Source organism: Bifidobacteriaceae bacterium (assembly GCA_031281585.1).
In the GTDB taxonomy this organism is placed as follows: domain Bacteria; phylum Actinomycetota; class Actinomycetes; order Actinomycetales; family WQXJ01; genus JAIRTF01.
In genome coordinates this window covers 1-24,885 of record JAITFE010000056.1, presented here as the reverse complement: position 1 = coordinate 24,885, position 24,885 = coordinate 1, and the positions used below count along the sequence as shown (strand labels likewise).

23 protein-coding genes and 1 pseudogene are annotated in these 24,885 nt (G+C 69.6%); 12 read left to right on the top strand and 12 right to left on the bottom strand.

Features of this window, described 5'->3' with window-relative positions; all coding sequences use genetic code 11:
* Window positions 1-31: 31 nt before the first annotated feature.
* Both thpR and LBC97_06125 read right to left on the bottom strand, forming a co-directional pair.
* Window positions 32-616 (bottom strand): RNA 2',3'-cyclic phosphodiesterase, encoded by a 585-nt coding sequence (gene thpR, locus LBC97_06130; protein MDR2565627.1) that lies wholly within the window; start codon window positions 614-616, stop codon window positions 32-34.
* A gap of 39 nt (window positions 617-655) precedes the next feature.
* Complete coding sequence (locus tag LBC97_06125) at window positions 656-2,056, bottom strand: sulfite exporter TauE/SafE family protein (protein ID MDR2565626.1); 1,401 nt, start codon at window positions 2,054-2,056, stop codon at window positions 656-658.
* A 245-nt stretch (window positions 2,057-2,301) separates the two neighbouring features.
* Here LBC97_06125 and LBC97_06120 point away from each other — a divergent pair.
* The 9 genes and pseudogenes from LBC97_06120 (at window position 2,302) to LBC97_06080 (ending at window position 11,678) form a co-directional block, all read left to right on the top strand.
* Window positions 2,302-2,643 (top strand): annotated as a pseudogene (locus tag LBC97_06120) (response regulator).
* On the top strand, window positions 2,635-3,204 hold the full coding sequence (locus tag LBC97_06115; GenBank protein ID MDR2565625.1) for a winged helix-turn-helix domain-containing protein: 570 nt from the start codon (window positions 2,635-2,637) through the stop codon (window positions 3,202-3,204). The pseudogene LBC97_06120 and the gene LBC97_06115 overlap by 9 nt, the downstream one beginning before the upstream one ends.
* Complete coding sequence (locus tag LBC97_06110; GenBank protein ID MDR2565624.1) at window positions 3,201-4,376, top strand: HAMP domain-containing protein; 1,176 nt, start codon at window positions 3,201-3,203, stop codon at window positions 4,374-4,376. The genes LBC97_06115 and LBC97_06110 overlap by 4 nt, the downstream gene beginning before the upstream one ends.
* A 277-nt stretch (window positions 4,377-4,653) precedes the next feature.
* Window positions 4,654-5,787, top strand: coding sequence for an ABC transporter ATP-binding protein (locus tag LBC97_06105; protein MDR2565623.1), 1,134 nt, complete (start codon window positions 4,654-4,656; stop codon window positions 5,785-5,787).
* Window positions 5,784-6,800, top strand: coding sequence for an ABC transporter permease (locus tag LBC97_06100; protein MDR2565622.1), 1,017 nt, complete (start codon window positions 5,784-5,786; stop codon window positions 6,798-6,800). Before LBC97_06105 ends, LBC97_06100 begins: the two co-directional genes overlap by 4 nt.
* A complete protein-coding gene (locus LBC97_06095; GenBank protein MDR2565621.1) occupies window positions 6,797-7,657 on the top strand; it encodes an ABC transporter permease in 861 nt (286 codons plus the stop codon). The genes LBC97_06100 and LBC97_06095 overlap by 4 nt, the downstream gene beginning before the upstream one ends.
* Window positions 7,658-7,716: 59 nt before the next feature.
* Entirely contained in the window at window positions 7,717-8,865 is a 1,149-nt protein-coding gene (locus LBC97_06090) for a spermidine/putrescine ABC transporter substrate-binding protein (GenBank protein MDR2565620.1), read from the top strand.
* The gene (locus tag LBC97_06085; GenBank protein MDR2565619.1) at window positions 8,862-9,995 is read left to right on the top strand and encodes a spermidine/putrescine ABC transporter substrate-binding protein; all 1,134 of its coding nucleotides are present in this window, start codon (window positions 8,862-8,864) and stop codon (window positions 9,993-9,995) included. The genes LBC97_06090 and LBC97_06085 overlap by 4 nt, the downstream gene beginning before the upstream one ends.
* Window positions 9,996-10,046: 51 nt before the next feature.
* Window positions 10,047-11,678, top strand: coding sequence for an amidohydrolase (locus tag LBC97_06080; protein MDR2565618.1), 1,632 nt, complete (start codon window positions 10,047-10,049; stop codon window positions 11,676-11,678).
* A gap of 11 nt (window positions 11,679-11,689) precedes the next feature.
* Here LBC97_06080 and LBC97_06075 read toward each other — a convergent pair whose 3' ends face one another.
* The 6 genes from LBC97_06075 to LBC97_06050 form a co-directional block, all read right to left on the bottom strand.
* Window positions 11,690-12,424 (bottom strand): type 1 glutamine amidotransferase, encoded by a 735-nt coding sequence (locus LBC97_06075; GenBank protein MDR2565617.1) that lies wholly within the window; start codon window positions 12,422-12,424, stop codon window positions 11,690-11,692.
* Window positions 12,425-12,434: 10 nt separating this feature from the next.
* Window positions 12,435-13,871 (bottom strand): FAD-binding oxidoreductase, encoded by a 1,437-nt coding sequence (locus LBC97_06070; GenBank protein ID MDR2565616.1) that lies wholly within the window; start codon window positions 13,869-13,871, stop codon window positions 12,435-12,437.
* Between the two features lie 44 nt (window positions 13,872-13,915).
* Window positions 13,916-15,247, bottom strand: a complete 1,332-nt coding sequence (locus LBC97_06065) for an aspartate aminotransferase family protein (protein MDR2565615.1) — start codon at window positions 15,245-15,247, stop codon at window positions 13,916-13,918.
* 148 nt (window positions 15,248-15,395) lie between these two features.
* On the bottom strand, window positions 15,396-16,025 hold the full coding sequence (locus LBC97_06060) for a macro domain-containing protein (protein ID MDR2565614.1): 630 nt from the start codon (window positions 16,023-16,025) through the stop codon (window positions 15,396-15,398).
* A gap of 206 nt (window positions 16,026-16,231) precedes the next feature.
* On the bottom strand, window positions 16,232-16,789 hold the full coding sequence (locus tag LBC97_06055) for a DNA-3-methyladenine glycosylase I (GenBank protein MDR2565613.1): 558 nt from the start codon (window positions 16,787-16,789) through the stop codon (window positions 16,232-16,234).
* A 104-nt stretch (window positions 16,790-16,893) separates the two neighbouring features.
* A complete protein-coding gene (locus LBC97_06050) occupies window positions 16,894-17,697 on the bottom strand; it encodes a GTP pyrophosphokinase family protein (protein ID MDR2565612.1) in 804 nt (267 codons plus the stop codon).
* 135 nt (window positions 17,698-17,832) lie between these two features.
* On the opposite strand from LBC97_06050, the gene LBC97_06045 reads away from it, so the two are divergent.
* Window positions 17,833-18,228 carry a hypothetical protein gene (locus LBC97_06045; GenBank protein ID MDR2565611.1) on the top strand — a complete coding sequence of 132 codons (396 nt, stop codon included), beginning with the start codon at window positions 17,833-17,835 and terminating at the stop codon, window positions 18,226-18,228.
* Between the two features lie 117 nt (window positions 18,229-18,345).
* On the opposite strand, the gene LBC97_06040 is transcribed toward LBC97_06045, so the two are convergent.
* The 3 genes from LBC97_06040 to LBC97_06030 all read right to left on the bottom strand — a co-directional run bounded on the left by LBC97_06040 (window position 18,346) and on the right by LBC97_06030 (window position 21,550).
* The gene (locus LBC97_06040) at window positions 18,346-20,124 is read right to left on the bottom strand and encodes a DUF2625 domain-containing protein (protein MDR2565610.1); all 1,779 of its coding nucleotides are present in this window, start codon (window positions 20,122-20,124) and stop codon (window positions 18,346-18,348) included.
* Between the two features lie 94 nt (window positions 20,125-20,218).
* The gene (locus LBC97_06035; protein ID MDR2565609.1) at window positions 20,219-20,782 is read right to left on the bottom strand and encodes a hypothetical protein; all 564 of its coding nucleotides are present in this window, start codon (window positions 20,780-20,782) and stop codon (window positions 20,219-20,221) included.
* Between the two features lie 171 nt (window positions 20,783-20,953).
* Window positions 20,954-21,550 carry a hypothetical protein gene (locus LBC97_06030; protein MDR2565608.1) on the bottom strand — a complete coding sequence of 199 codons (597 nt, stop codon included), beginning with the start codon at window positions 21,548-21,550 and terminating at the stop codon, window positions 20,954-20,956.
* 268 nt (window positions 21,551-21,818) lie between these two features.
* Here LBC97_06030 and LBC97_06025 point away from each other — a divergent pair, with 268 nt between their 5' ends.
* Window positions 21,819-22,652: an IS5 family transposase gene (locus LBC97_06025; GenBank protein ID MDR2565607.1), complete on the top strand. Its 834-nt coding sequence runs from the start codon at window positions 21,819-21,821 to the stop codon at window positions 22,650-22,652.
* 29 nt (window positions 22,653-22,681) lie between these two features.
* Here LBC97_06025 and LBC97_06020 read toward each other — a convergent pair whose 3' ends face one another.
* Complete coding sequence (locus LBC97_06020; protein ID MDR2565606.1) at window positions 22,682-22,996, bottom strand: hypothetical protein; 315 nt, start codon at window positions 22,994-22,996, stop codon at window positions 22,682-22,684.
* Between the two features lie 296 nt (window positions 22,997-23,292).
* Here LBC97_06020 and LBC97_06015 point away from each other — a divergent pair, with 296 nt between their 5' ends.
* Complete coding sequence (locus LBC97_06015; protein ID MDR2565605.1) at window positions 23,293-24,534, top strand: transposase; 1,242 nt, start codon at window positions 23,293-23,295, stop codon at window positions 24,532-24,534.
* Window positions 24,535-24,885 lie beyond the last annotated feature (351 nt).

Below are 24,885 nucleotides of genomic sequence, written 5' to 3'. Positions count from 1 at the left end.
CGACGGGGACACACATTCCCGCGTCGGCGGGTCAGACGGGGAGGCGGACAGTCGATTGGAGGGTGTAGAGGGCGTGGCCGCCGGGACCCCGGCCCAGGTCTGAGGAGATCAGCGTGACTTCTTCGACCAGCCAGGACGGGCCCCGATAGATTGCGAGCGCGCTCAAGGCCGACTTGACGGCCGGGCGGTCCGCCGCCCGGGTGACGGTCAAATGCGGGCGCAACGCGCGAGCTTCGGGACCGCCGGGAACGGCTGGCCGGCGCCCCACGGCTTGCGACGCGAGTTCGCCGGCGGCCGTCGCTGCCGCCATCGCCCGCTTGAGCGCGCGGGTTTCGCCGCCCACCCCGATCCAGCCGACCCGGCGGCGGACCACGCCGGCGCCCCGCAACTCCACCGTGAACGGCGCCAACCCGCTCAGCTCTTGTGCAAGGCCGTTCTCCCAAGCGGTGACCGAGCCATCCGGCACGTCGCCGTAAAAGGCGAGCGTGACATGCCAGTTGACGCGCGGCGAAAACGGGACGGAGCGGTCGGTGGCCGCGCCCAAAGCCCCCGCGAGCGCGCCCGCCAAGTGGTCTTTGACATGATCCGGTGGCCGAACGGCGGCGAAAAGCCTCATGCTTCTATGATCGCGCCCATCCGCGCGGGACCGGGCCGGCTAGGACGGCGGCTCGATCACGTCGATCCGGGCCGGGAACATGCCCATGCCGCAGGTGTAGGCCAACGCGCCGACTTCGGTCGGGGTGAACTCGAACACGTTCAGGCCGGTCTGAAGGCGGACCGTGCCCAGGCCCATGGCCTCCAGGTTCATGATCGACGCGCACCCGAGCGCCTGCGAGTCGACCTCCCAGCGGACCGGTTGGCCCAGGTACACCGCCGCGGTCTTGGGCGAATAGCCGGTGCCGTCTTGCACGGTCCGAAGGACCTGCCAGCCGTCCTGGTCGGCCACGTTCTCGCTGCGGACCTGGGCCAACGGTGCGGCCGGCCCCGCGAACCAGCCGGGGCGCAGAATCTGGGCGGCGCCCGCGAGGTTGATCAGGGAAAACGCGCAGACCGCCACGCCCACGAACCGAAACACGTGGGCGGCGGCGCGGCCGGAGGTGAGCGAGCCGAGCGCCCCAACCCCGAGCAGTCCGGGAGCGGTGCCCAGCGCGAACACGGCCATGACCAGCCCCGCCCGCATGGGGCCGCCGCTGGTCAGCGCGTAAACCTGGACCGCTTGGGTGAAGCCGCAGGGCAGGAAGAAACTGGCCGCCCCCAGCGCCATGGTGGTCGAGTCGCGGTAGGCGGCCGAGCCTTCGGCGCGGCCCGGCCACTTGGTCCAACTGGCGGGCAAGGAGAAGGACACCCGCGTGAGGCGGGGCGAGAGCCCCGTCAGCCTGAGGCCCAACAGGCCCATCACAGCCGCCGCCGCGATCATCGCCATGGCCAGCAGGTGGGCGTTCAGCTGCATGGCCTCGCCGATGCCGCCCAGGGCCGCCCCCAGCACCCCGAACCCCGCGATCCGCCCAAGATTGAACATCAACTGCGGCCGCAGCCGGCGGCCGGGGCCAAGACCGGGGTGGGTTTTGGCAAAGCGGGCGGAGACGGACAGCACCAACCCGCCGACCAGCGCCATGCAGGTAGAAACGGACGCGATCACGCCGAGCGCCCAAACCAGGGTCAACGCGCCCAACCCGGGAGCCGCCGCAGGCGAAAGCCGGTCGGCCAGGCCCGTCACGCCAAGGGCGGAGGCCCCCCACAGAATCAGCGCCATGGCCGCCGCGCCGATCAGGGCGTCCCGCCACACGGCGCGGTCCGAGGAGACGACAGGCAAGGCCGCCGTCCCAACCCTGTAGCCCGCCGCCTCCAGGGCGGCGTCGAGTTTTTCCGGGTCGACCGGCCCGGCCGACACAACCGTGGCCTGCCCTTTGGCCAGCGAGACCTTGGCGGCCTCGACTCCGGGCACCCGCCCAAGCACTTTGCCCACGCGCGCCTCGCAAGCTTTGCAGGTCATGCCGGTGATGGGGATCACCGTGCGCAGGCGCAGGGCGCCGCTTGCACGCGTCGGGGAGGCCACGGTTACAAGGCTAGGGCGGCCGGCTTTGGCCAAGCCGAAGATTCCATCAAGGTTCCGTCAAGGCCGCCAGCCCGTTCGTCCGGGCTTACGTTCGACTCTGACCGAGGCGGCCTCTTTGCGGCACCGCCCGGTGGCGCAACGGCCGGGGGCGGGGCCGGTACGCTTCAGGCATGGCGGCCTCAGACCAAGCGGCGCGGAGGGGTCCGGAACCAGGCCCGCCGGCGCCCGCCCCCAAACCCCGCGCGGTGGTGGTGGATGACGAACCCGCGTTGGCCACGCTGGTCGCGCAGTACCTGGAGAGGGAGGATTTCGCCGTCTTTCAGGCGGGCACCGGCCCAGAGGGGCTCGCGGCGGTGCGGGCGCACAACCCGGCCTTGGTGGTCCTCGACCTGTCGCTGCCGGGCCTGGACGGGATTGAGGTCGCCCGCCAACTGCGGACGTTCTCCGACGCCTACCTGATCATGCTGACCGCGCGGGCCGAGGAGGTGGACAAGCTGGTCGGCTTGGCCGTGGGCGCCGACGACTACATGACCAAGCCGTTCTCCCCACGGGAGTTGGCCGCGCGGGTGCGGGCCTTGATGCGGCGGCCGCGCTTGGCCGCCCCGCCGCCAACCCCGGACGCCCGCCACCAAGTGCCCGATGCCGTCCAGCCCGTCCCGCCCGTACCGTCCGCCCAGCCTGGGTCGCCCAGTCAGCCGGCCCAGTTCGATCAGCCCGTCCAGCCTGGGTCGCCCGTCCAGCCTGGGTGGCCCAGTCCGCTGGCCCAGTTCGGTCAGCCCGTCCAGTCCGTTCCTCCAGCCCAGTCAACCGCCGAGCCCGGCGCCGTTCCCGAGTCGGGGCCGGGTCAGTTGGCTCTGGGGAACCTCAGGGTGGATCCGTTGGGGCGGGAGGTGTTCTTGGCGGGCCGCCCGGTCGAGTTGACGCGCACGGAGTTCGACCTCCTTGCCGTTCTGGCGGCCCACCCCGGCCGGGTCTTCACCCGCGAGGCGCTGTTGCGCGCGGTTTGGGGGGACAACTGGGTGGGCGATCCGCACGCCGTGGACGTGCACCTGGCGCACGTGCGCCGGAAGCTGGGGGACACCGCCCAGGATCAGCGCTACATTCGCACCGTTCGCGGGGTCGGCTACCGCGCCGGAGGCGGCCGGTGAGCGCGCCAGACCCGCCGCCTGTTCGGGCCGGACGGCCCGGCTGGGGGTTGGCGGCGCGTTTGGTGGCGGTGTTTGCCCTGATCATCGCGCTGACGGGGTTGATCGCTTGGGCGGTGGCCAGCGTGGTGGGGCCGGAATCCTTCCACCGGCACCTGGTGGCCGCGGGGCTGGGCGAAGACGCCGCCGCCCTGGCCCATGCCGAGGCGGCGTTCCGTTCCGCCAGCGCCACCTCGCTGGGGATCGCCTTGGGCGCGGCGGCGGCGGCCTCGTTGGCGTTGAGCATCCTGATCACCCGTCGCGTCACCGTGGCGATCGGCCAGTTGTCGGCCGCCGCCGCCCAGGTGGCCGGCGGCCGCTTTGACGCGCGCGTGGCGGCCCCCCGCCTGGGCGCGGAGTTCGACGGCCTGGCGGAGGCCTTCAACCAGATGGGCGCGGGTTTGGGCGCCTCGCAGCGCCTGCGCGACCGCCTGCTGGGCGACGTGGCCCACGAACTGCGGACGCCGGTCGCCACCATCGCCGCCTATGTCGAGGCGCTGGAAGACGGCGTGGCCGAACTGACGCCGGAGACGGCGGCGGTGCTGCGCGCGCAAGGCGACCGCCTGACCCGGCTCGCCTCGGACTTGGCGGCGGTCGCCCGCGCCCAGGACCCGTTGGCCGCGCTGGAACTGGAACCGGTCCCCGCGGCGGCCGTGCTGGAGGCGGCGGCCTCCGCCGCCCAACCCGGCTTCGCCGCCAAAGGGGTCGCGCTGCGGGTGGAGGCCAACGCCGCGGGCGCCTCCCCGATCCGGGTGGACCGCGCCCGGTTCGCGCAGGTGCTCGCCAATCTCCTTGAGAACGCGCTCCGGCACACGCCGCCCGGCGGCACGGTCCGCTTGACGGCCGAAGCCCCTGGCGGCGAGGGCCGCGCCCCGGCCGGCGCTAGCGAGGCGCCGGTGGTGCGTCTGACCGTGGCGGACACGGGCGAGGGGATCGAACCGGAGCACTTGGACCACGTTTTCGAGCGGTTCTACCGAGTCGACCAGTCCCGCGACCGGCTTCACGGCGGCTCCGGGATAGGGCTGGCGATCGCGAAAGCGCTGACCGAGGCGCATGGCGGGAGCATTGCCGTCCAAAGCGGAGGGGCGGGGGCGGGCGCCGCCTTCGCGATCACGCTCCCGGCCGCGCGCTCCTGACCAGGTCGGTTTCCCGGCCCGTCTCCAGGCCCGTCTCACGCCGCCGCGTCAGCCCGCAGGCTCGCCAACCCCCGGCCGCGACTGACCTGGGTTGGCGGCCAGGCGCTTTGGCGCGGGCGCCCTGTGTAACAGGACGTTCAACTGACGGACCCGACACTGACACCCCCGCAACACCGGGTTCACTGCGAAGAAACGTGCGCCGGGTCTGATTGGTCCAGGCACGGTTTTCGTGCCGCGAACCCGAGAGGACCACGCCTGTCGGAGGAAGGGTGGCAAGGTGAGCGTTGTCGAGTTGGCGGAAACCATTGTCGCGGCCCCCGTCGGCGCGCCGCCGGAGCGGGACGTGTTAAGCGTCACCGGCGCGTACAAGACCTTTCGTTCGGCCGAAGGCGGGGAGGTCCGGGCGTTGGACGGCGTCAGCCTGGACGTGAACCTGGGCGAGTTCTACGTGCTGTTGGGCCCCTCCGGGTGCGGCAAGACAACCCTGCTGCGGGCGATCGCCGGCCTGGAGCCCCTTGACGGAGGGGAAATCTACCTGGGCGACGAGCGGATCGACCTGCTGCCGCCTTACAAGCGCCCCGTCAACACGGTTTTCCAAAGCTACGCGCTGTTTCCGCACTTGAGCGTCTGGGAGAACATCGCCTTCGGGCTGAGGATGGAGAAACAGCCCAAAGCGGTCATCGCCGAACGGGTGGCTCAGATGCTGGCGTTGGTCCAGCTCAGCGAGGTGGCCGGACGGCGCCCGTCGCAACTGTCCGGCGGCCAGCAGCAGCGGATCGCCTTGGCCCGCGCCCTCGCCAAACAGCCGTCGGTTCTGCTGCTGGACGAACCGCTGTCCGCCCTGGACCTGAAGCTCCGGCGCGGCATGCAAGGCGAGCTCAAACGCATCCAACGCGAGACGGGCATCACGTTCGTGTTCGTCACCCACGACCAGGAGGAGGCCCTGTCGATGGGGGACCGGATCGCGGTCTTCGAAGCGGGCCGGCCCGCCCAGATCGGCACGCCCGAAGACATTTACGAGCGCCCGGTCTCGCGTTTCGTCGCCGATTTCATTGGCGACACCAACTTCTTGGAAACCGAACTGGTGGTGCGGGCTGGGACGGTCTTCGGCGGCATCGGCGGCGTGGAGGTGGCTGTCTCCGCCCCCCAGGCGACCGGCGCGCCGGGGCCGGCGACCCTGGCCATCCGGCCGGAGAACATCGGCCTGGCGGACCCGGACGGCCAGGCGCTGCGCGGCCAACTGGTCGAACTGACCTACATGGGCACCGACTTGCGGTGCGTTGTCGAACTGCCGGGCGGCCAGCGGCTCCGCGTCCGGGTGCCGCCGCCTTTCGGCCAAACCCACCTGGAGCCGGGCGGGACCGTCGGCGTGGAGATCGCCCCCGGGGCGGCCAAGGTGGTGGCCGGGTGACCAGCGCCCCGGCGATCGACCGGCGGCCGGCGCCGGGACGCCCCGACGGCGAGCCGTGCCGCCCGGACGGGGCGGGGGCGACCGGGCGCCCAACGCGGCCGCGCCGGCGCCGGGGCCAGGGCGTTGTGAGGCCCGGGCAGTTGTCCGTCGGCTTCGCCACGCCGGCCATCTTGGTGGGGCTGGTGTTCACCCTGGGCCCGGTGATCGTGATCGCCGTGTTCTCTTTTCTGTCGCAACCGGAGACCGGCGGCGGGGTGGTGTACCGGTTCTCAACCGAGGCCTACCGGCACTTCTTGTTCCAAGAGGACTTCGTGGGCAACACCCACCTGGATTTGCGCTACCTGCGGTCCTTCGGCCTGTCGGCCCTCCAGGCCTTGGCCACCACCGCCGTCTGCATTGGCCTGGCTTTCCCCATAGCGCTCTGGATGACCACCAAGACGCCGCGCGCGCAGACCATCCTGGTGCTGGTGGTGACCATCCCTTTCTGGACCAACCTGCTGGTCCGCACCTACGCGTGGATTTTGCTGCTCAGCGACCGGGGAACGGTCAACTCGGTGTTGGAGGTGATTGGCCTCGAGCCCCGCCAACTGCTGTACAACTCCGGGGCGACCTTGGTGGGGCTGATCTACACGTTCCTGCCGTTCGCCATCCTCCCGATCTATTCGGCCTTGGCGGGCTTCGACTTTTCCTTGGCGGAGGCCGCTTACGACCTGGGGGCCCGCAAATGGGGCGTGGTCAGCCAGGTGATCTGGCCGGCCGCGGCCGGCGGGATCATGTCCGCGCTCGCCCTGTGTTTTGTGCCCGCCTTCGGGTCGTTTGTGCAGCCCGTGTTGCTGGGCGGCGGCAAGGTGCTGATGGTCGGCAACTTGATCGCGGCGCAGTACGGCGAGGCCCGCAACTGGCCGTTCGGCGCGGCCCTGTCGGTGATCATCCTGGCCCTGACCCTGCTCGGCGCCTTCGCATTGCTGCGCTGGGCCAAGCGGTCCGCGCAGAAAGTGAGCTTGGCGATATGACTGTTGGCGAAACCCGCGCCGAGTTGGAGGAGCGGCCCGTCCCGCGCCTGATGCGGGGCTCCATCCCGCATTCGCTGATGCTGAACCGGTTCCCCGGCCTGGGCACCGTCTCGGTCGTGGCGCTCGCTTTCCTTTACGTTCCCATGCTGATAGTGGTGGCGTATTCGTTCAACGGCGGCAACCAGGCCCTGATCTGGCAGGGCTTCTCCTTCCAGTGGTATGGCCGCGTCTTCACCGACGCCTCGATCATCTCCGCCACCAAGGTGTCGTTGCAGGTGGCGGCCATAGCGACGGTCGCCTCGACGGTCCTGGCGGTGGCCTACGTCCTGGCCATGGACCGGCTCTCCCGCATCGGGTCGGCCATCTCGACCGCAATCCTGGCCGCCCCGATTGTGGTTCCGGAGGTGGTCATGGGCGTGGCCACGCTGGCGTTCATCCGGCTGATCGGGCTCTCGCCCGGCTTTATCCCGTTGGTGGCGGCGCACACGTCCTTCTGCGTCCCCTTCGCCATGATGAACATCCGCGCCCGCTACACGGGCCTCAACCCGGCGTACTTCGAATCCGCCGCCGACTTGGGAGCCACCCACTGGACCGTGGTCCGCCGGATCATGCTGCCGTTGCTGATGCCCGGGATCATGTCCGGCGCGCTGCTGGCCTTCGTGGTCTCAATGGACGATTTCATGATTTCCAACTTCCTGGCCTCGGCCGGGAGCACCACTTTGCCCATCTACATTTTCGGCCTGATCAGGAAAGGGGTGAATCCGTCGGTCAACGTGGTGGCCACCCTGCTGTTGATCCTGGCCGTGGTTGTGACCTCCGCCACCACGCTGCTGACCCGGCGCCAGTCCAAGAAATAGTCATTTCCCATTTTCGACCCATTCTCGACCCGTCGAACGCCTCAGAAAGGTGAACACCGATGAAATCCGACCGCCGCTCTCTTGGACTGGTCCGCCGCCGCGGGCAGACCGCCGTCACCGGGCTGGCCATCGCCTTGGCAGCCGCGCTGACCGGTTGCGGCGGGGGCGTCAGCGACGCCCCCGAGCCGAAAAGCGGCTCGCCGACCGCCGCCGGCGAGTTCACCCCGGCGACTAGCGGCCGCGTCACCATCTACACCTGGGCGGACTATTTCCCCACGGAATTGCTCACCCGGTTCAGCGAGGAGACGGGCGTGGAGGCGACCATCGACTTCTTCGCCTCCAACGAGGAATTGCTGACCAAACTGGAGGCCACAGGCGGCGCCGGTTATGACGTTGTGGTGCCGAGCGACTACGCGGTGGAGATGATGATCGACCGGGGGCTCGCGCTGAAGATCGGCGCGATGGGGTTGCCTAACTCGAAGAACATTATGGAAAGGGCGCTCCACCCCTACTACGACCCGGAACGGGAGTATTCGGCGCCGTTCATGTATGGCACCACGGGCTTCGCCTATAACGCCGCCTTGTTGCCGGAAGGCCAAGTCCCGCCCCAGTCCTGGCACGACTTCTTCACCTGGGAGGAGCCGTACGCGGGCAAGATCGGCGTGCTGAACGATGAGTTCGACGGGGTCAACGCCGCCCTCAGGGCGGTCGGCGCGGAGCCCTGCACAACGGACCCGGAAGAGCTTCAGGCCGCCATGGACTTGCTGTTGGATTTCAAAGACCGTGTCAACACGATCAGTTCGGACGCGGTCCCGGACCGGCTGGGCACCGGGCAGAACTCCATGGCCATGATCTGGAACGGCGACACCCACCGCGCCTGGGTGATCGATCCGAGCATCACCTACGTGTACCCGGCCGAGGGGGTGTCGATCTTCGAAGACAACTGGGTGATGCCGACCGGCGCGGAGAACGTCCAGCAGGCCAAGACTTTTATCAACTGGATGCTCGACCCGAAGAACGCCGCGGAGGCGGCCAACTACGTCGGCTTCAACGCCCAGATCGAGGGGGTCTTCGAGTACCTGGACCCGTCCATGCAATCCGACCCGGCGATCGTGCCGCCTGAGGACGCCGAACTGGAAATGATCCAAGCCTGCGACAACGAAACCATGAACAAGTACTCACAGATTTGGGAGAGCTTCAGGCAATGAACACATCGATTTCCCGCGTCGTTCGCCGGTCGGCCGGCCTGGCCGCCGCCGCGACGGTCGCCGCCGCCTTGGCCGCCTGCGGCGGCGGCGTCAGCGACAGCCCCTCGTCCGGGGGGCCCGCCAGCCCCTCGGCCGCCGCCTTCAACCCGGCCACCTCCGGCGAACTGACCATCTACACCTGGTCGGACTACTTCCCGACGGACCTGGCGGCCAGGTTCGAGGACGAGACGGGCATAAAGGTGACCTTGGACTATTACGAGAACAACGAGGCGATGATGACGAAGATCGAGGCCGCCGGGGCGGGCGGCTACGACATCGTTGTGCCGTCCGACTACGCGGTCGATCTGATGGTGGAGCGGGGGCAGCTCATGCAAATCAACGCGCTCGACCTGCCGAACGGGCAGAACATCCTGCCGGAGTTCCGCGACGTCTACTACGACCCGGGACGGCTCTATTCGGCCCCCTATCTGTACGGGTCCACCGGCTACTCCTATGACGCGTCGCTGCTCGCCGAGGGCCAGGAGCCGCCAGCCTCATGGATGGACTACTTCACGATAGGCGCGCCTTTCGCCGGCAAAGTTGGGATCATGAACGACCAGGTGGAGTCCGTCAACGCGGCCCTGCGCGCGGTTGGAGCGGAGCCGTGCACGGACAATCCGGAGGAGCTTCAGGCCGCCGCGGACTTGTTGGCAGGCTTCAAAGACAAGGTGCTCACGATCAGCTCGGACGGCATCTTGGACCGGTTGGGCACCGGGGACAACTCGATGGCCATGATCTGGAACGGCGCCTCCCACCGGGCGGCCCTGACCAACCCGAACGTGGTCTTCGTCTACGCCGAGGAGGGGCTGGGCACGTTCCAGGACAACTGGGCGGTGACGGCCGGGGCCAAGAACGTGGACCAGGCGCTGACCTTCATCAACTGGATGCTGGACCCCGCGAACGCCGCCGAGGCGGCCAACTACCAGGGCTACAACGCCGCCATCGCGGGCGTCTCCGACTTGCTCGAACCGGAGTTGAAAGCCGATCCGGCCATTGTCCCGCCGCCGGGCGTCAAGCTGGAGGTGGTGCCCACGTGCCCCACCGAGGTGCAGAACAAGTACACCCAGATTTGGGAGTCCTTCAAGGGCTGAGGCCCCGCTGCGGGGGTGAGACCGGGGATGGAGCGAACGGGTGGAGTTGACATGACGGGCACGGCGGGCGTGAGCCCGGCCGCCGATGCCGTCTTCCTGGGTGGGAAGATCTGGGCCGGACCGGGGGCGGCGACAACCGCCCTGGCGGTGCGCGGCGGCAAGGTGGTGGCGGCGGGAGCCCAGGCTCAGGCGCTCGCCGCCGGCGCCGCGCAGGTTGTGGATCTGGAAGGCGGCCTGGCCCTGCCCGGCTTCGGGGACGGCCATTGCCACCCCGTCTTCGGCGGGCTGGAGACCCAAGGCCCCGCGATCGCGGGCGCCGCCAGCGTCGGCCAGATCGTCGCGGCCGTGCGGCGCTACGCCCTGGAGCATCCCGAGGACCGGTGGATCATGGGCGCGAGCTACGACCCGACCTTGGCCCCGGACGGCGCCTTCGACGCCCGCTGGCTGGACGAGGCCGTGCCGGATCGCCCCGTGGTGTTGCGGGCCAACGACTACCACACGGTGTGGGCGAACAGCGCCGCGCTGGCCGAGGCCGGGGTGACCGCCGCCACCCCCGAACCGGCGCTGGGACGGATCGACCGGCGGCCCGGCGGCGAGCCGTTGGGCACCCTGCGCGAATGGGACGCGTGCGACTTGGCACTCCGGGCGGCGCCCGACCGGTCGCCGGTAGTGCTCCGCCGGGCTTTGGCGGAGGCCTGCCGCCGCCAGAACCTGGTTGGCGTGACCTGGATGCAGGACGCCTGGGTCGATTCGGGCGGCCACCGGCCGTACCTGGAGTTGTTGGAGCGGGGCGCCCTGACCGTCCGCTCGAATCTGGCGCTGCGGGCCGACCCGGGCGCCTGGCGCGACCAACTCGAAGAGTTCGCCCAGGTCCGGGCGGAAGTCGAGGCCGCCGGGCACCCGGAGCTGCTGACCGCCCGCACGGTCAAGTTCTTCGCGGACGGGGTGATCGAGTCCGGGACCGGGGCCATGCTCCAGCCCTATGTGGGCACCACCGACTGCGGGATGGCCGTCTGGGAGGCGGCGGAGTTGGCCCAGGCGGTGCGGCGGTTCGACGCGGCCGGGTTCCAGGCGCACATCCACGCGATCGGGGACGCGGCGGTGCGCCGGGGACTGGACGCGATCGAGGGCGCCATTGGCGCCAACCCGCCCTGGGACCGCCGGCCCGTGATAGCCCATGTGCAGGTGGTGGACCCGGCCGATCTGCCCCGGTTCGCGGTCCTCGGCGTGGTGGCGAACTTCGAGTCGTATTGGTCGCAATGCGATCCGCTGCAGAACCTGCTGACAAGTCCGCGCCTGGGCCCCGACCGCGCCGCGCGGCAGTACCCGGCCGCGACTCTGGCCCGGTCGGGGGCGATCATCTCCCACGGCTCGGATTGGCCGGTCAGCACCAACGACCCGCTTGAGGCGGTGCGGGTCGCCATGACGCGGCTGAACGACCACGGCCATCCGAACGGGGGATGGATCCCGGCGGAGCGCCTCACCTGGGAGGAGGCCTTGACCGCGGCGACCTGGGGCGCGGCCTACCAGGGCTGGACCGACTCGTTCAGGGGCACCCTGGCCGTTGGCAAGGAGGCGGACCTGGTCATCTACTCCGAGGACCTGTTCGCCCTGGATCCAAGCGAACTGCGCGGGATCACGCCCCGCGCGACCTGGCTGTCCGGCCGCCCGGTGCCCCAATAGGCCGCAGGGCCTCAGCGTTGGGCGGCGGCGGGGCCGACCGGGCGGATTTGGCCGGCCCAGGCGGCGAGGGCCGCGCGCGCCGCCGGCTCCAGGACCGGGAACGCCCCGGCTGCGGCGGCCGACAGATCGGAGCGGCCGTGGCGGCGCCAGTCGGCCCGAATCTGATCCGACTCCCACCAGACGCCCAGTTGGCGGGCGTCCACCTCGATGTGGAACTGGACCCCCAACGCGCTGCCCAGTCGGAACGCCTGGCACGGCGAAAACGAGTTGGACGCGAGCACCGCGGCCCCTGGCGGGGCCACCGCGTTGTCGCCGTGCCACTGCAGCACCGGCGCCGAGGCGAACTGCCGGAGCGCCTGGTCGGCCCGCCCGGCGGTGGTCAACTCGATTCGGGCGAACCCGATCTCAAAGCCCCCGGAATGGACCACCCGCCCGCCCAGGGCCTCCGCCAACAGCTGATGGCCCAAGCAAACGCCCAGCGTGGGCACGCCCGCGCTGACCGCCCGGCGGATCAGGTCCCGTTCGGCCGCCAAGCCGGGGTATTCGGCCGCCTGGTCGGTGTTCATGAAGCCGCCCATGACCGCCAGCGCGGCCAGCCGCCCCGGCGGGGGCAGGCGCGGCGAGGGGTCCAGGGCCACGTTGAGACGCCGGACGGCCACGCCCGCGCGGGCGAGCGCCTCGCCGACCAGGCCGGGCGAATCGTCCTGGTCATGCTCCAAGACCAGCGCGAACGGCGGCTCCGCCATCAACCCGGCCTCACGAGTCGAACCCCAGCCCCAGGGCGTCAAGGCCCTTGAGCAGCCAGTTCCGCCGGCCCTCGCGGTGGTCCGCCCGGTTGATGGACCACCGGGTCGCCTCGATCCCAAGGGTGGCGAACGGCTCGGGCGGGAAGGGCGCCGGCAACTCGCGAACCATCTGCGGCCGCGTCGCCTCGGAGTCGATCCCGGCCAGGCGGTCCAACATGACGGTGGCGGCGAACCGCGACGCGCCGACCCCCAACCCGGTGAAGCCCGCCGCATAGGCGACCTGGTCGCGCCACGCGGTGGCGAAAAAGGCGCAGAAGCGGGTGGAGGTGTCAATCGCGCCGGACCAACGGTGCGTGAACTTGACACCCTCCAGCCAGGGGAAGGTGATCAAGAAGTGCGCCGCCAGTTTGGCCCAGGTTTGCGGCCGCACCTCCTGGGTTGGCGACACCCGGCGCCCCGGATGGTAGATCGCGTCATAGCCGCCCCACAGGATGCGCCCGTCCCCGGTCAGCCGGTAGTAGTGGAACTGGTTGGCCGCGTCGGAAACCCCCTGGCGCCCGTGCCAGCCCAGTTCTTCGAGTTGGCCGGCGCTGAGCGGCTCGGTCATCAGCACGTAGTCGTAAACCGGGACGGTGTGCAGGCGGTAGCGGGCCAGCAGCGACGGGAAGACGTTGGTGGCCAAGACCACCTGGTCCGCCAGCGCGAAGGTGCGGTCGGTGGCGATCCGCACGCGTCCGCCGGGAGCGCCGTCGCGGACCAAGGAGCGGACGGCGCTGTGCTCGAACACGTCCACCCCCGCCTCCGCGCACGCGTTCGCCAGCCCGAAGGCGAGTTTCGCCGGGTGGACCAGGGCGTTGCCGCGGCGGTCCCAGACGCCCGCCAGATATGTGGGGGAGTTGATCTCCGCCCGCATTTGGGGGCCGTCGAAGTAGACCAGGTCGCCGCCGGCCGCGTCGCGGTCCGCCAGCATTTGTTCTGCCTGGTACGTCTCGGTCGCCACCGTCAGCGCCCCCGTGCGCTCAAAGTCGCAGTCGATCCCGAGTTCCGCCACCGTCCGCTCAAGCTGGTCCAAGTTGGCCAGCCCCAGCCGCTCCAGTTCGGCGGCCTCCTTGGGCCAGCGCGCCAAGGCGTTGTCCCGGCCGTGGGTCAAGCTCGCCTCCACGAAACCGCCATTTCTGCCCGATGCCGCCCAACCCACCGTTTGCGCCTCCAACAGCGCCACCTTCAGGGCGGGGTTCCGCTGCTTGGCCAGCAGCGCGCTCCAAAGGCCGGTGAACCCGCCGCCCACGACCACCAAGTCGTATCTGGCCGGACAGCGCAAACCGGGGCCGAATCGGGGGGCCGACCCGGCGGCATCGTCCAACCAATACGGGCGGAAGGCCGACCCGCGCAGCGCGTCTCGGACGGCGGCGGGCGAAACGGCGGAATCGAAGACTAGCTGGGACATGGCGGGTCCTTCCTCATGGTCGAAGGGGGCGGCGGCGGGGGCGGTCAGGCGTCCGCCACCTCGTCGAGGGCGCCTTTGAGGATGGCGAGGCCGGCGCGCGCCTCGTCTGGCGTGATGACGCAAGGCGGGACCACGTGGACCCGGTTCGCCACGATCGAAGGCATCAGGCCGCGATCCACGCACAACTGCCTGACCTGCTCCATCGCGGCCGGGGCCAACGGTTCGCGACTGTCCTTGTCCGCGACCAGCTCAAGAGCCCAAAACACGCCCAGGCCGCGGGCCTCGCCGCCGAAGCGATTGGAGGCGGCGATCTCCGCCAGGCCCGGCCCCAGGACCTCCGCCCCGATCCGGGCGGCGTTTTCCACGATCGCCTCCTCCTCCATGGCGGTGATCGCGCCCACAATGGCGGCCATCGCCAGCGGGTGGCCGGAGTACGTCAGGCCGCCGGGGAAGACCTTGTGGTCGAATTCGGCGGCGATCACCTGGCTGATGGCCACCCCGCCGGCGGGCACGTAACCGGAGTTGACGCCCTTGGCGAAGGTCATCAGGTCCGGCGTGACGTCCCAGTGGTCGCGCGCGAACCAGGCCCCGGTGCGGCCGAACCCGGCCATGACCTCGTCCAGAATCAGCGTTATCCCGTAGTGGTCGGCGATCCGTCGGACGCCCTGAAGGTAGCCCGGCGGGGGGACCAAGACCCCGGCCGTGCCGGGCACCGTCTCCATCAGGATGGCGGCCACGGTGCCGGGCCCCTCCGCCTGGATGGTCCGTTCGAGGAACGTCAGCGCCCGTTCGGACTCCTGGGCGGGACTGGACGCCCAATACTCGGAGCGGTACAGATACGGGCCGAACACGTGGCGGTGCCCCCGCGCGTACTCGTTGGGGATGCGGCGCCAGTCGCCGGTCGCGGCGATGGCCGCGCCCGTGTTGCCGTGGTAAGACCGGTACAGGGAGACCACCTTGTCCCGTCCCGTGTGCAGGCGGGCCAGGCGGATGGCGTTCTCCACCGCGTCCGCCCCCGCGTTGGTGAAGAACACCTTGGCCAGCCCCGGCGGGGTGTGGCGCAGGATCGCCTGGGCGGCTTCGGCCCGGGTTTGGTTCGCCACCGCCGGGGCGACGGTGGCCAGCGTCTCGGCCTGCCTCTTGATCGCCTCCACCACGCGCGGATGCCGGTAGCCGATGTTCGCGTTGACCAGTTGGGAGGAGAAGTCGATCCAGCGCTGCCCCTGATGGTTCCAGAGCGTGGCACCCTCGCCGCCCGCGATCACCACGTCCGGCAGGGCGGCCTGCGCCGACCAGGAGTGGAAAACGAATTCGTGGTCCGCGGCGAGGATCGCCGCATCCAAGGCGGCGCCGCTGGACGGGAGGGATTCGGTCATCGAAGTGGTTCCTTGACTTGGGTGATCCTGGGGGAGCGCGTTGCGCTGCCCGCGTCAACACGGCCGGACGCCGTTATTCCACCGGCGTCCTAGGCCACTATGGACCGGGCGGATTGCCGGGCTGTTACAAGGCGGCCGGGTCCGGCGATCAAACCCAGCAGCCAAGGTCGAAACCTTGGGCGGCGGCGGCCCGGCCGTCCGGAGGGACTTCCCGCGGGCGGACCGTCCAGTTGTCGTTCGCGAACCGCTCCCACTGGCCAAGGTCGCCGCCGAAGGCGTCCATGAAGGCGGCTTCGATTGGGCCGTTGAGGGCCACCAAGATCGCCTGGACCACGCCTGTCGGCGTGGCGATGATCGACCGGACGGCAATGGCGGCGGCTTCGCGGATCGGCCAACCGCGAGTCCCCGCGGCCAGCGGCGGGAAGCCAACTGTTTTGGCGCCCAACTCATCCGCCGTCCTGAGGCAATTGTGGTAGCAGGAGGCCAGCGTCCGTGACCGGTCCCAAGAGATCGAGTAAATGGGGGCGGCGGTGTGGATCACCCAACGCGCGGGGAGGTCGCCGGCGGTGGTCGCGACCGCTTCGCCCTCCGGCAAGCCTTCGCGCAGCCTGGTCGCGCGGAGCCGCTGGCAGTCCTTCTCAAGGGCGTCTCCGGCCGCCATCCGAATGGCTAAGTCGGTGCCGGATCCGCGATCGTAAAGCGAACCATTCGCGGAGTTGACCAGGGCGTCGGCTTTGAGGTCCACAATGTTGCCCCGCCAGATCTCAAATCCAATCACGGGCCCAGGCTACGTCGCGTCCGCCGGTCTCTATTTGCCCGCGGGCCGCGTCTCGTTTTCGATGCCGTGCGGCGATCCGCCACACCTTTCCCGGTTTCCGCGGGGTGCCGGCGGCCGCGCTGTCACAGTGTGGTCGCCGGCCCGTCCCGGCCCCCGGCGGCCCGCCGCGAGAGGGCGCCGAACGGGCGGGGAGGCGGCCGCGCGCCTCAGAGCGCGGCGCTGCGCGGGCAGGTCAACGGGTGGTCGTTGACCACGCCGATGGCCTCCAGCGTGGAGTAGACCACGATCGGCCCGACCCACTCGAAGCCGAGTTGCCGCAGAGCCTTGGTCAGCGCCAGAGACTCCGGAATGCCGGACGGGATGTCCGCCAGGGTGGCGGGCGACGGGTGAATCGCCGGGCGGTGCGACCAGACCAACTCGTCAAGCGAGCCGCCTTGGCGCTGCCACGCCTGAAGCGTGCCCGCATTGTGGATCGTGGCCGCGATCTTCCGGCGGTTGCGGATGATTCCGGGGTTGTCCATCAACCGGTCCACCTGGGCGCCGTCGAAGGCCGCCACCGCCGCCGGCTCGAAGCCTGCGAACGCTTCGCGGAAAGCCTCGCGTTTGCGCAGCACGGTGAGCCAAGACAGTCCCGCCGCGAAGATCTCCAGGCTGACGCGCTCAAAGATGGCCGTGTCTCCGCGAACCTCCGTTCCCCATTCGGTGTCGTGGTAGGCGCTGTATAGCGGGTCGTCGCCGCCGAAGCAGCGTTTCGGGTTATCCATCCGTCCATAGTGCACCGCCGGGCCGCCGCCCGGCGGTCGCGGCCCCCTGGCCTGTGGACAAGCCTTTTCCTCGACAGCTCGTCCGCTAGGCCGGCCCGCCCTTGTCAACCCACCGGCGTTCCACGGGCCGAACGGAGCAGGCTCTGAAAAGCCTTGACGGCGGCATCGTCCACCCCCAAAGGCCGGCCGGGGGCGCTGTGCCCGCCGCGAATCTCGTCATACAGCCGCTCCATGCGCTGGTCCAGTTCGCAGGCCGTCTCCGCCGCGTCGGTGAGGGAGGCGACCAGCTCAGGCGGCACGTCGCCTTTGTATTTGTAGAAGATCTTGTGCTCCAGAGAGGCCCAAAAGTCCATGGCGATGGTGCGGATCTGGACCTCGACCGAGACGGGTGTGGGGCCGTCGGAGAGGAAGACGGGCACCTGGACAATCGCGTGCAGCGACCGGTAGCCGTTCGGTTTGGGCGCTTTGATGTAATCCTTGGTTTGCAGGACTGTGACGTCGTCTTGGGCCAGCAACGCCTCGCAGACCCGGTACGTGTCCGCTATGAAGCTGCAGGTCACACGCACTCCCGCGATGTCCGTCAGCTCGCTTTGGATGGCTTTGAAGGAGGGTTCCACCCCTTTGCGGACCAGTTTCTCCAACATTGACTGGGGCGACTTGAGGCGGTGCGTGACGTGCTCAATGGGGTTCGACTGGTGAAGGAAGGCGAACTCGTCGGAGAGGATGGAAATCTTGGTCAGCACCTCGTTGATGCCGGCCTTGTAGCTGACCATCAAACGCACGAACTGCTCGCGGAGCTCCTGCCCGGCGGCGCCCAGGCGCGCAATCGCCGCGTCCTGGAGGCCCGGGTCCGGGCGGTCGTCTGCGAACAGCGCCGCAGTCGCGGCCTTGAATGCCTCATCCTGCATGGATTCAACATTAGGGGAGGGGCCCCGCGGCCGACTGCGTCCGGGGGAGGGGGCTGTGCGCGCCCAACTGCGGGGCACTTTGCCGCCACCGGCCCCGGATGACTCGCCGGGCGACTCATCGGCTAACTTGGACCGGTGCCCAAACGCTCCCTCGCCAAGCCCCTTGGGGCGGCCCTGGCGTGGCTCGCCCTGGTCCCGCAACTGCTGGTGCTCTACCTGCCGGATCCTCACGGGCTGGCCGCGGGGCTGGACTTGCCGTATGCCGACAAGGCGGTGCACGCCTTTGTCTTCGCCCTGGCCGCCGGTTTGTGGGCGGCCGTTTCCGGGCGTGTGTGGCTGGTCGGCGCGCTGTTCGCGGCCCACGCGGTGGTCAGCGAGGTAGTTCAGGCCACCTGGTTGCCGCAGCGTTCGGGCGACCCGTGGGACGTGGCGGCGGACTTGGCCGGGATTGCCTTCGGTTTGTGGCTGGCTGCGCGCCCGGCCCTGCTGTGGCGCCGACCGCGCCCGACGACGCCCGGACAGGGCCGTTGAGACCGCCGTTTGTCACCCGGCCTTCATCAGCGCCCGGCGAAGGCCGTGCCGCGCCCGCTTGGGCTTCGGCGACCATGGAGCGCGGGGCCGGGGCCGGGGGCGCTGGCCCGGCTGGCGTCACTGAGCCTGGTCGCCGGGCAGGCCGAAGCTGAACTGGCCTTCCGGTTGGAACGCGGCCGTTGGCCAGGCCGGGGCGACGGGGGCCGGGGAGACGGGGGACTGGGCGGGCGGCGGCTGCTCTTGGGGGAACGGCGCGAAGCCTTGATCCGGGAAAGCCGCAGTCGGCGCGGCGGCGGGCGGGACGAGCGTCGGCCCGATCGCGCCGGCTTGGGGTTGCTGGGGCAGCACGGCGAAGCCTTGGCCCGTGAAGGCCGCAGTCGGCGCCGCCGTGGGCGGGACGAACGTGGGCCCAGCTGCGGCCCCAAGTTGCTGGGGCAGCACGGCGAAGCCTTGGGCGGCAAAAGCGGGGGTTGCGGGCGCCGCCGCCGGTTGGGCTGGCGCCTGAGGCTGTGGCGGGAAGGGCATGAAGCCCTGGGACGGCAAAGCGGCCCCCGCAGGCGCGGCGGGGGCGAGGGCCGGAAGCTGGCCAGGCGCCTGGACGGCGCCGGAGACCGGGCCGAAGCTCGCCGAAAGGAAGGCGGGGCCCACGGGCCCGAACACCGGGGCAGCCTGTGGTCCCGCAGTTTGAAAACCGGTCGGGCTGAGAACGGTGGACTGCAAGCCCACCGGCTGGAACGCGCCGGGCGCCCCGCCCGAAAAGCTGCTGGTGGCGCTGATCGGCGCGAGCCGCGGCGCGGACGCAACCTTCGCGGCGGCGCGCCGACGCGAACCGCGCCTCGCCAAAGCCCTGCCGATGAGCACCAGAATGATCAGGGCGAGGGCGGGGCCCGCGATCAGCACAGCGGTCTTATGCTGGAGGAAGAAATCCGGTTTGGCCGAGGCCACAATCCTGACCGGCTCCGTCTTGCCGAATGAGTTTCGCCAGATGACGCGGTTGCCGTCGATCTTCCCGACCGTTGTGGACTTGACCTTGCCGGGGAAAACGTAGATGTTCTCGTAAATCGCCTCCTGAATCTCCCTGGCTATGGGGTCTTGCGGCGGCCCGGTGAACTGTGACCCGCTGACTTGCATGATCGCGTTGCTTAAGTCGGCGGTCAAGATGAAATCGTCGCCCTCGCGGACCAGTTCGACGGCCGCGCCTTCGGGCATTTCCGCCTCCGCGTCGGCGAACGGGGTCGATTCGGTCAGCCGCAGCCGCCACCCCGCGTATCCGCCCGACTTGTAGTCCTCAATGCGGCTGCGCGGGATTCCAAGCTCATTGGCCACCAAGCCGATTCCGTCTTCGGCTTCGAAGCGGACGAGCCACTCGTCAATGGTCAAATCGCCCTTCTTGGCGAACTCCGCGGTTTCCTTGATGTTGTACGCGATGATGACGTCCGCGTCGAACGTCTCATCGGGATTGATCGTCAATTCGGATTGAATCTTCATGCAGCCGCCCAGGGAAAGGGCGACGGCCGCTAACAGCACTCCGCCAATCACGCGGCGCCAGCCGCTGGAAAACCTTTGCGCCATTTCCCAATGATCGCACAATCCGACCGCCGGAAGCGCTCCCAATCCGGGCGACGCCAGCGGTCCGCTGGCGTCCCAGGGAACCCCGGAAGCCGAGGCGATGTCGGGAAAACCAGGGCTCGGGGTGCCACCCAGCACCCGGATCCAGCTTTGGTCGACCAGCCACCCGCCGCTGTGCAGAGCGATCGCACCCAGCGCCGACCGGGTGGTGACCCCAAGCCGTCGCAGCGTGGCGGCCCCCGCAGCCGGCTCGCCCGCCAGCATCTTCACGTCGTGGCCAGCCTGCCTCACCCAACCGGGTATTCCATTCCAAACGTCTTCGCTCATGGCCCTCCCGTCGCGCCGGAGGCGCTTGCTTCCCAGGTCCTTGCCGCCGGCCCGAGTTTAGCCGCCGCCCGGCAACGCCAGGGGGCGAGACCCGTCAGCTTTCGGATTCGGCGAAAAGCGAAGAGGCGATGCGGCCCAATTCGCCGCTCTGTCCCGAGAAGGATTCGATCAATTCCCGCGCCCCCTCGATAGCCTCGCGGCAATGCCGGGGCCAATACAGCCAATTTGCCGGGTTCCATTCCTCCCACATGATTTCATCCTCGTCCTCGCTGACGAACGGTCCCAGCAGTTCTTCCTCGAGCGGGATTTCGGCCTCCTCCGGCGCCGGAGCCTCCGGCCCGGTCTGGAACACGGCGGCGCGGTAGACCTGTTCCAAGACTGACACCAGCGCCGCTTTGTCGGTCTTCGGCGCCCGCAGCAGTTCGATCAGCGCGCGGGTCACGAAGGGCGACGCTTGGATGACCCCGTCCTGGTGTTCTATTCCGTCCGCCACCTCTTTGAACACCGCCCCGTCGGCCCGGCCGGAGGCGATCAGCCGCGCCTGTTCGGGAAACCTGGTAGCCCGCCCGTAGAAGGTCGCCAGCCGGTCCCACGGCACGGAAGCCAGGCACGCCTCGAGCTGCGCCTGTGCGTTTGGTCCTTGGTCGGCATGATGCACAGAGCCAGATTACCGACCGGCGCCGGTGGCGTCCTTTGCGATCAGGCGGTTCGCCCTCCACGGAGGCGATGCCCTGGGCGGCTACTGAGCCGAAGTCTTGGGACGGCATCGGGCAACCGGCGCCGGCCGCGCGGCGCGGGACGGCGCCTTTCCCAATGCCGTCTTGGCCCGCTAACCGTTGAGGTCCACCAACTCGCTCCAGAACTCGATCCGCTTGGCGCCGGGAGCCGCGCCGGCGCTGGACGCGCCACCGAACTCATGGTGGAAGTAGTCGGCCAGGCTATTGCCGTAGAGAATGATGTCGGTCTGGTGAACCGAGAAGACCGGATTGCCCGCTTCGCTCGGCGTTGCCGGAATGAAGCGGTGGCTGAAAACGGGGATGAGCGTCGGAGCTCCCCGCAGGCGCTCTCGGCACACCCGCTCCCGCTCTGATCGGGTGTCCGGTTTCTCGCCCCAGTCGGGGAGCCAGAACGAATTGGCCTCGATGTCGAACAACACGCCTTCCAGCGGCGCGCCCAGCCGTGTGCGCGCCTCCTTCTCGGCTTCGCGCGAATGGAGACAGCGCCGCCAATTCACAAAGCTGCCGTTCCGGTCCTGCCGCGTCAACCGGTCAGGCAGCCGGGCCCGGAGCAACTCCGCCAGGTCCGGTGGGAACACGAAACCGAACAATTCCTCCGCGTCCCGCAGCTCCACCAACGACAGCCCGGGAACGAACGCCACTCCGGCCGCCTCCAACTGGTCCACTAGGGCATTGACGCCGCTCGCCATCAGCCGCATTCCCTACACCCGGACTCATTGCGCATGGTCGCGCATCTACCAGGGAGGTGAGGTTTCATCATGGTTGTTTCGCGATGCTTCTGAGATAATCGACCAGTTCGGGGTTTCAATTCCGCTCATTGGTGGCGGTCGGTTGTGTTCGATTATGCCTTAGAGGTCGCTCCGATAGGTGGGTTGTGGGCGTGTCTGTGGTGGCGCGGGCGTGGGTTCCTGGTAGGCGAACAGTTGTCAAACAAGCTCGTCTTCCCCGGGAGAGCCCATGCCTGGTGTTCCATCATCCATCGTCGAGCCGATCTGGGACCAGTTCGCCGCGTTGATCCCGCCGCGCCCGGACAACCACCCCTTCGGCGCCCACCGGCCCCGCGTGGACGACCGGATGGTTTTCGGCAAGTTGGTCCAAGTCCTGGTGTTCGGGATCGCCTACGCGAAGGCGTCCGACCAGACTTGCTCGGCCGCCACGATCCGGCGGCGCCGGGACGAGTGGATCTGGGCGGGGCTGTTCGCCGACCTGGGGCAATTGTGTTTGGACGGGTTCGACCGGATGATCGGCCTCGACTTGTCGCGTCTCGTGGTCGGCGGCTGCGTCGTCAAAGCCCCCCGCGGCGGCGAGGCGGCCGGGAAATCACCAGCCGACCGGGGAAAACAGGGAACCAGGAGGTCCCCGCTGACGGACGGGACCGGTCTGCCGCCAGGCGTCGTGGTCGCGCCCGCCAACCGACCCGGCTCGCCGCTGCTCTACCCCACGCTCGAGACGTTGGGAAGGTTCGGGTTCAACCTGCCCGAGCGGATCACAGTCCAACTGGACGCCGGCCACGACTCCGGCAAAACCAGGGACCTGCTCGCCATGCCCGGCCGCGAGGGGCGGATCTCAGCCAAAGGCACACCGCCGCAAGCCGACGCCCGCTGGGTCGTCGAACGCGCCAACTCCTGGCACAACCCCGGATTCAAACAACTCCTCGCCTGCACCGAAGTCCGCACCCGCGTCATCGAAGCGCACATAGCCCTCGCCAACGCCATCATCCTCATCCACCAACCCATCCACCGCGCATGGACCACCTGGCGCTGGGACACCCGACCAAACCGCAAACCATGAACCTATTGGCGCGACCTCTAAGCTTGCGATTAAACCTGGGTTTGGGTTGTGAGGTCGCGCATTTGGTTGATGATGGCGCGTAGTTGGCGGTCGTTGTCGATCCATTGCTGGTAGGCGCGGGCTTGGTCTTCGGTTAGCCGCCGGGTGATGGTTTTGCCGTTTTTCTTGGTGGTCCACTGCCAGTAGGGGCCGTGGGGGAGGGGCGGGTCGGCGTTGCAGCGGCAGTTCGGGTTGGCGCAGCGGGTGTAGCGGCGGACCACGCTGCCGGTCGCGATCGGGCCGATGGAGGCCAGTTGGGCGGCCAGTTCGCGGTGGCGTGCGGCGCGGGCGTCGTCTGCTTCCATGTTTTTGATTCTCCCCCAATGCTCTCGGCGTGTCGCCTGGCGCCCCGCTGACAGGCAGTATATATAACTGTCTGTCAGATGGGCGGCTGCCCGCCCGACGCCTGGCGGGCGGTCAGCCGGCCGCGCCTTGGAAGGAGCCGCTATGAGCGCCGAGCCGAACCCGGTCGAGGCCTCCCCGCCGCGGGGGCTGCCGGCCCTCCGGGACTTCAGGGACGGCTGGCACGCCTGCCTGCCTGGGCGGGTGGCGGGACGCGGCGTTCGAGCTGGGCGACGCGGCGCTGACCGCCGCCGGGCCGGTGGCCTGCCTGCCGGCGCTGTCGCTGGAGGCGTGCTGCCGCCGCTCGCACGGCTCGGGGTACAAGGCGCTGCGGGCCTGCCGGGTGGACCGCGACCGGGCGCGGGACCTGCTGGCGGGGAGCCTGCCCGCGGGCGCGCCGAGGGCGTTCGCGATCGACGCGTCGACCTGGCCGAAATGCGACGCCGAGACCTCGCCCGGCCGCGGCTTCTACTACTCGGCGTCCAGGCACTCCGCCGGCCAGCCGATCGTCGCCGGCTGGTGCTACCAGGTGGCGGTCGGCCTGGACTGGGCGCACGACTCGTGGACCCGGCCCGTCGACCAAGTCCGCATCCAGCCGGGCCAGGACCCGGTCGCCGCGACCGTCGAGCAGATCAAAGCGCTGGCCCGGCGGCTGCCGCCCGGCCCCGACCCGGTGTTCGCGCTGGACGCCGGCTACGACCCGGCGGCGCTCACCCGGGAACTCGCCAACGCCCGCGTCCCCGCCGCGGTAGTCGTGCGCGTCCGCGACGACCGGGTGTTCCACGCCGACCCGGCCCCGAACCCCGGCGCCAACGGCCGGCCCCGCCGCCACGGCGCCCGCCGCGCCTGCCGCCAACCGGAGACCTGGCCCTCCCCCGACCGCCAAACAGCCTTCCACGACGCCAGCTACGGGCTGGTCGACGCCCGGGCGTGGGACGCCCTGCACCCCAAACTCGGCCGCCGGGGCCGCTGGGCCGACTGGGACAAACCCCCGATCATCAAAGCCACCATCGTCAAAGCAGACGTCCAGCACCTGCCGAAAGGCGCCTCCGGCGGGGCCAAGAAGACCCTGTGGCTGTGGATCGGCGCCCCCGACCCCGACCGCGTCGACCTGGAAACCTGCGTCAAAGCGTACCTCCACCGCTTCGACATAGAACACACGTTCCGATTCATGAAGAACACCCTCGGATGGACCACGCCGAAGACCGCCACCCCCGAGCAAGCCGACACCTGGACCTGGCTCACCCTGGCCGCCTACACCCAGCTACGCCTCGCCCGCCCCCTCGTCGCCGACCGCCGCCTGCCGTGGGAACGTCCCCTGCCGCCCGGCAAACTCACCCCCGGGCGAGTCCGAAGGGGTTTCGGCCAACTAGCCCGGCAACTCGGCACCCCGGCCAGACCGCCGAAACCCTCCCGCGCCGGACCAGGCAGACCCAAAGGCTCACGCAGCGGCCCCAGAACCCGCCACCCAGCCGTCAAAACCACACCAACCAAGGTTTAATCGCAAGCTAAGGAGATCAGGCGAGTAGGCGGCAACGGCGGAAGCCGCACTGCGGCCAGAACCTGACGATTCGAAAACCGCTAGCGTCGACTGCGTTCGACTGGCTTGAAGCTCTCTTGATCCGCTCTGGGACGGCAACCCTTCTCCGCCGCGGCGAGGCGCTACGGGAACTCGTCGGGTACAGCAAGGTGATCTCCCCACGGTCGACCGTGCCATGCGGCATCGTGCCGTCCCGACGATCCGCAGGCCCTCTACGACCGATCGAACGCGGACACCAGGCGGATGGCGAACCAGGTGTTCTTCAAGCGCCTCTACATCACCGAGCGGGCCGAGGGCGCTCCGCCGAGGGCC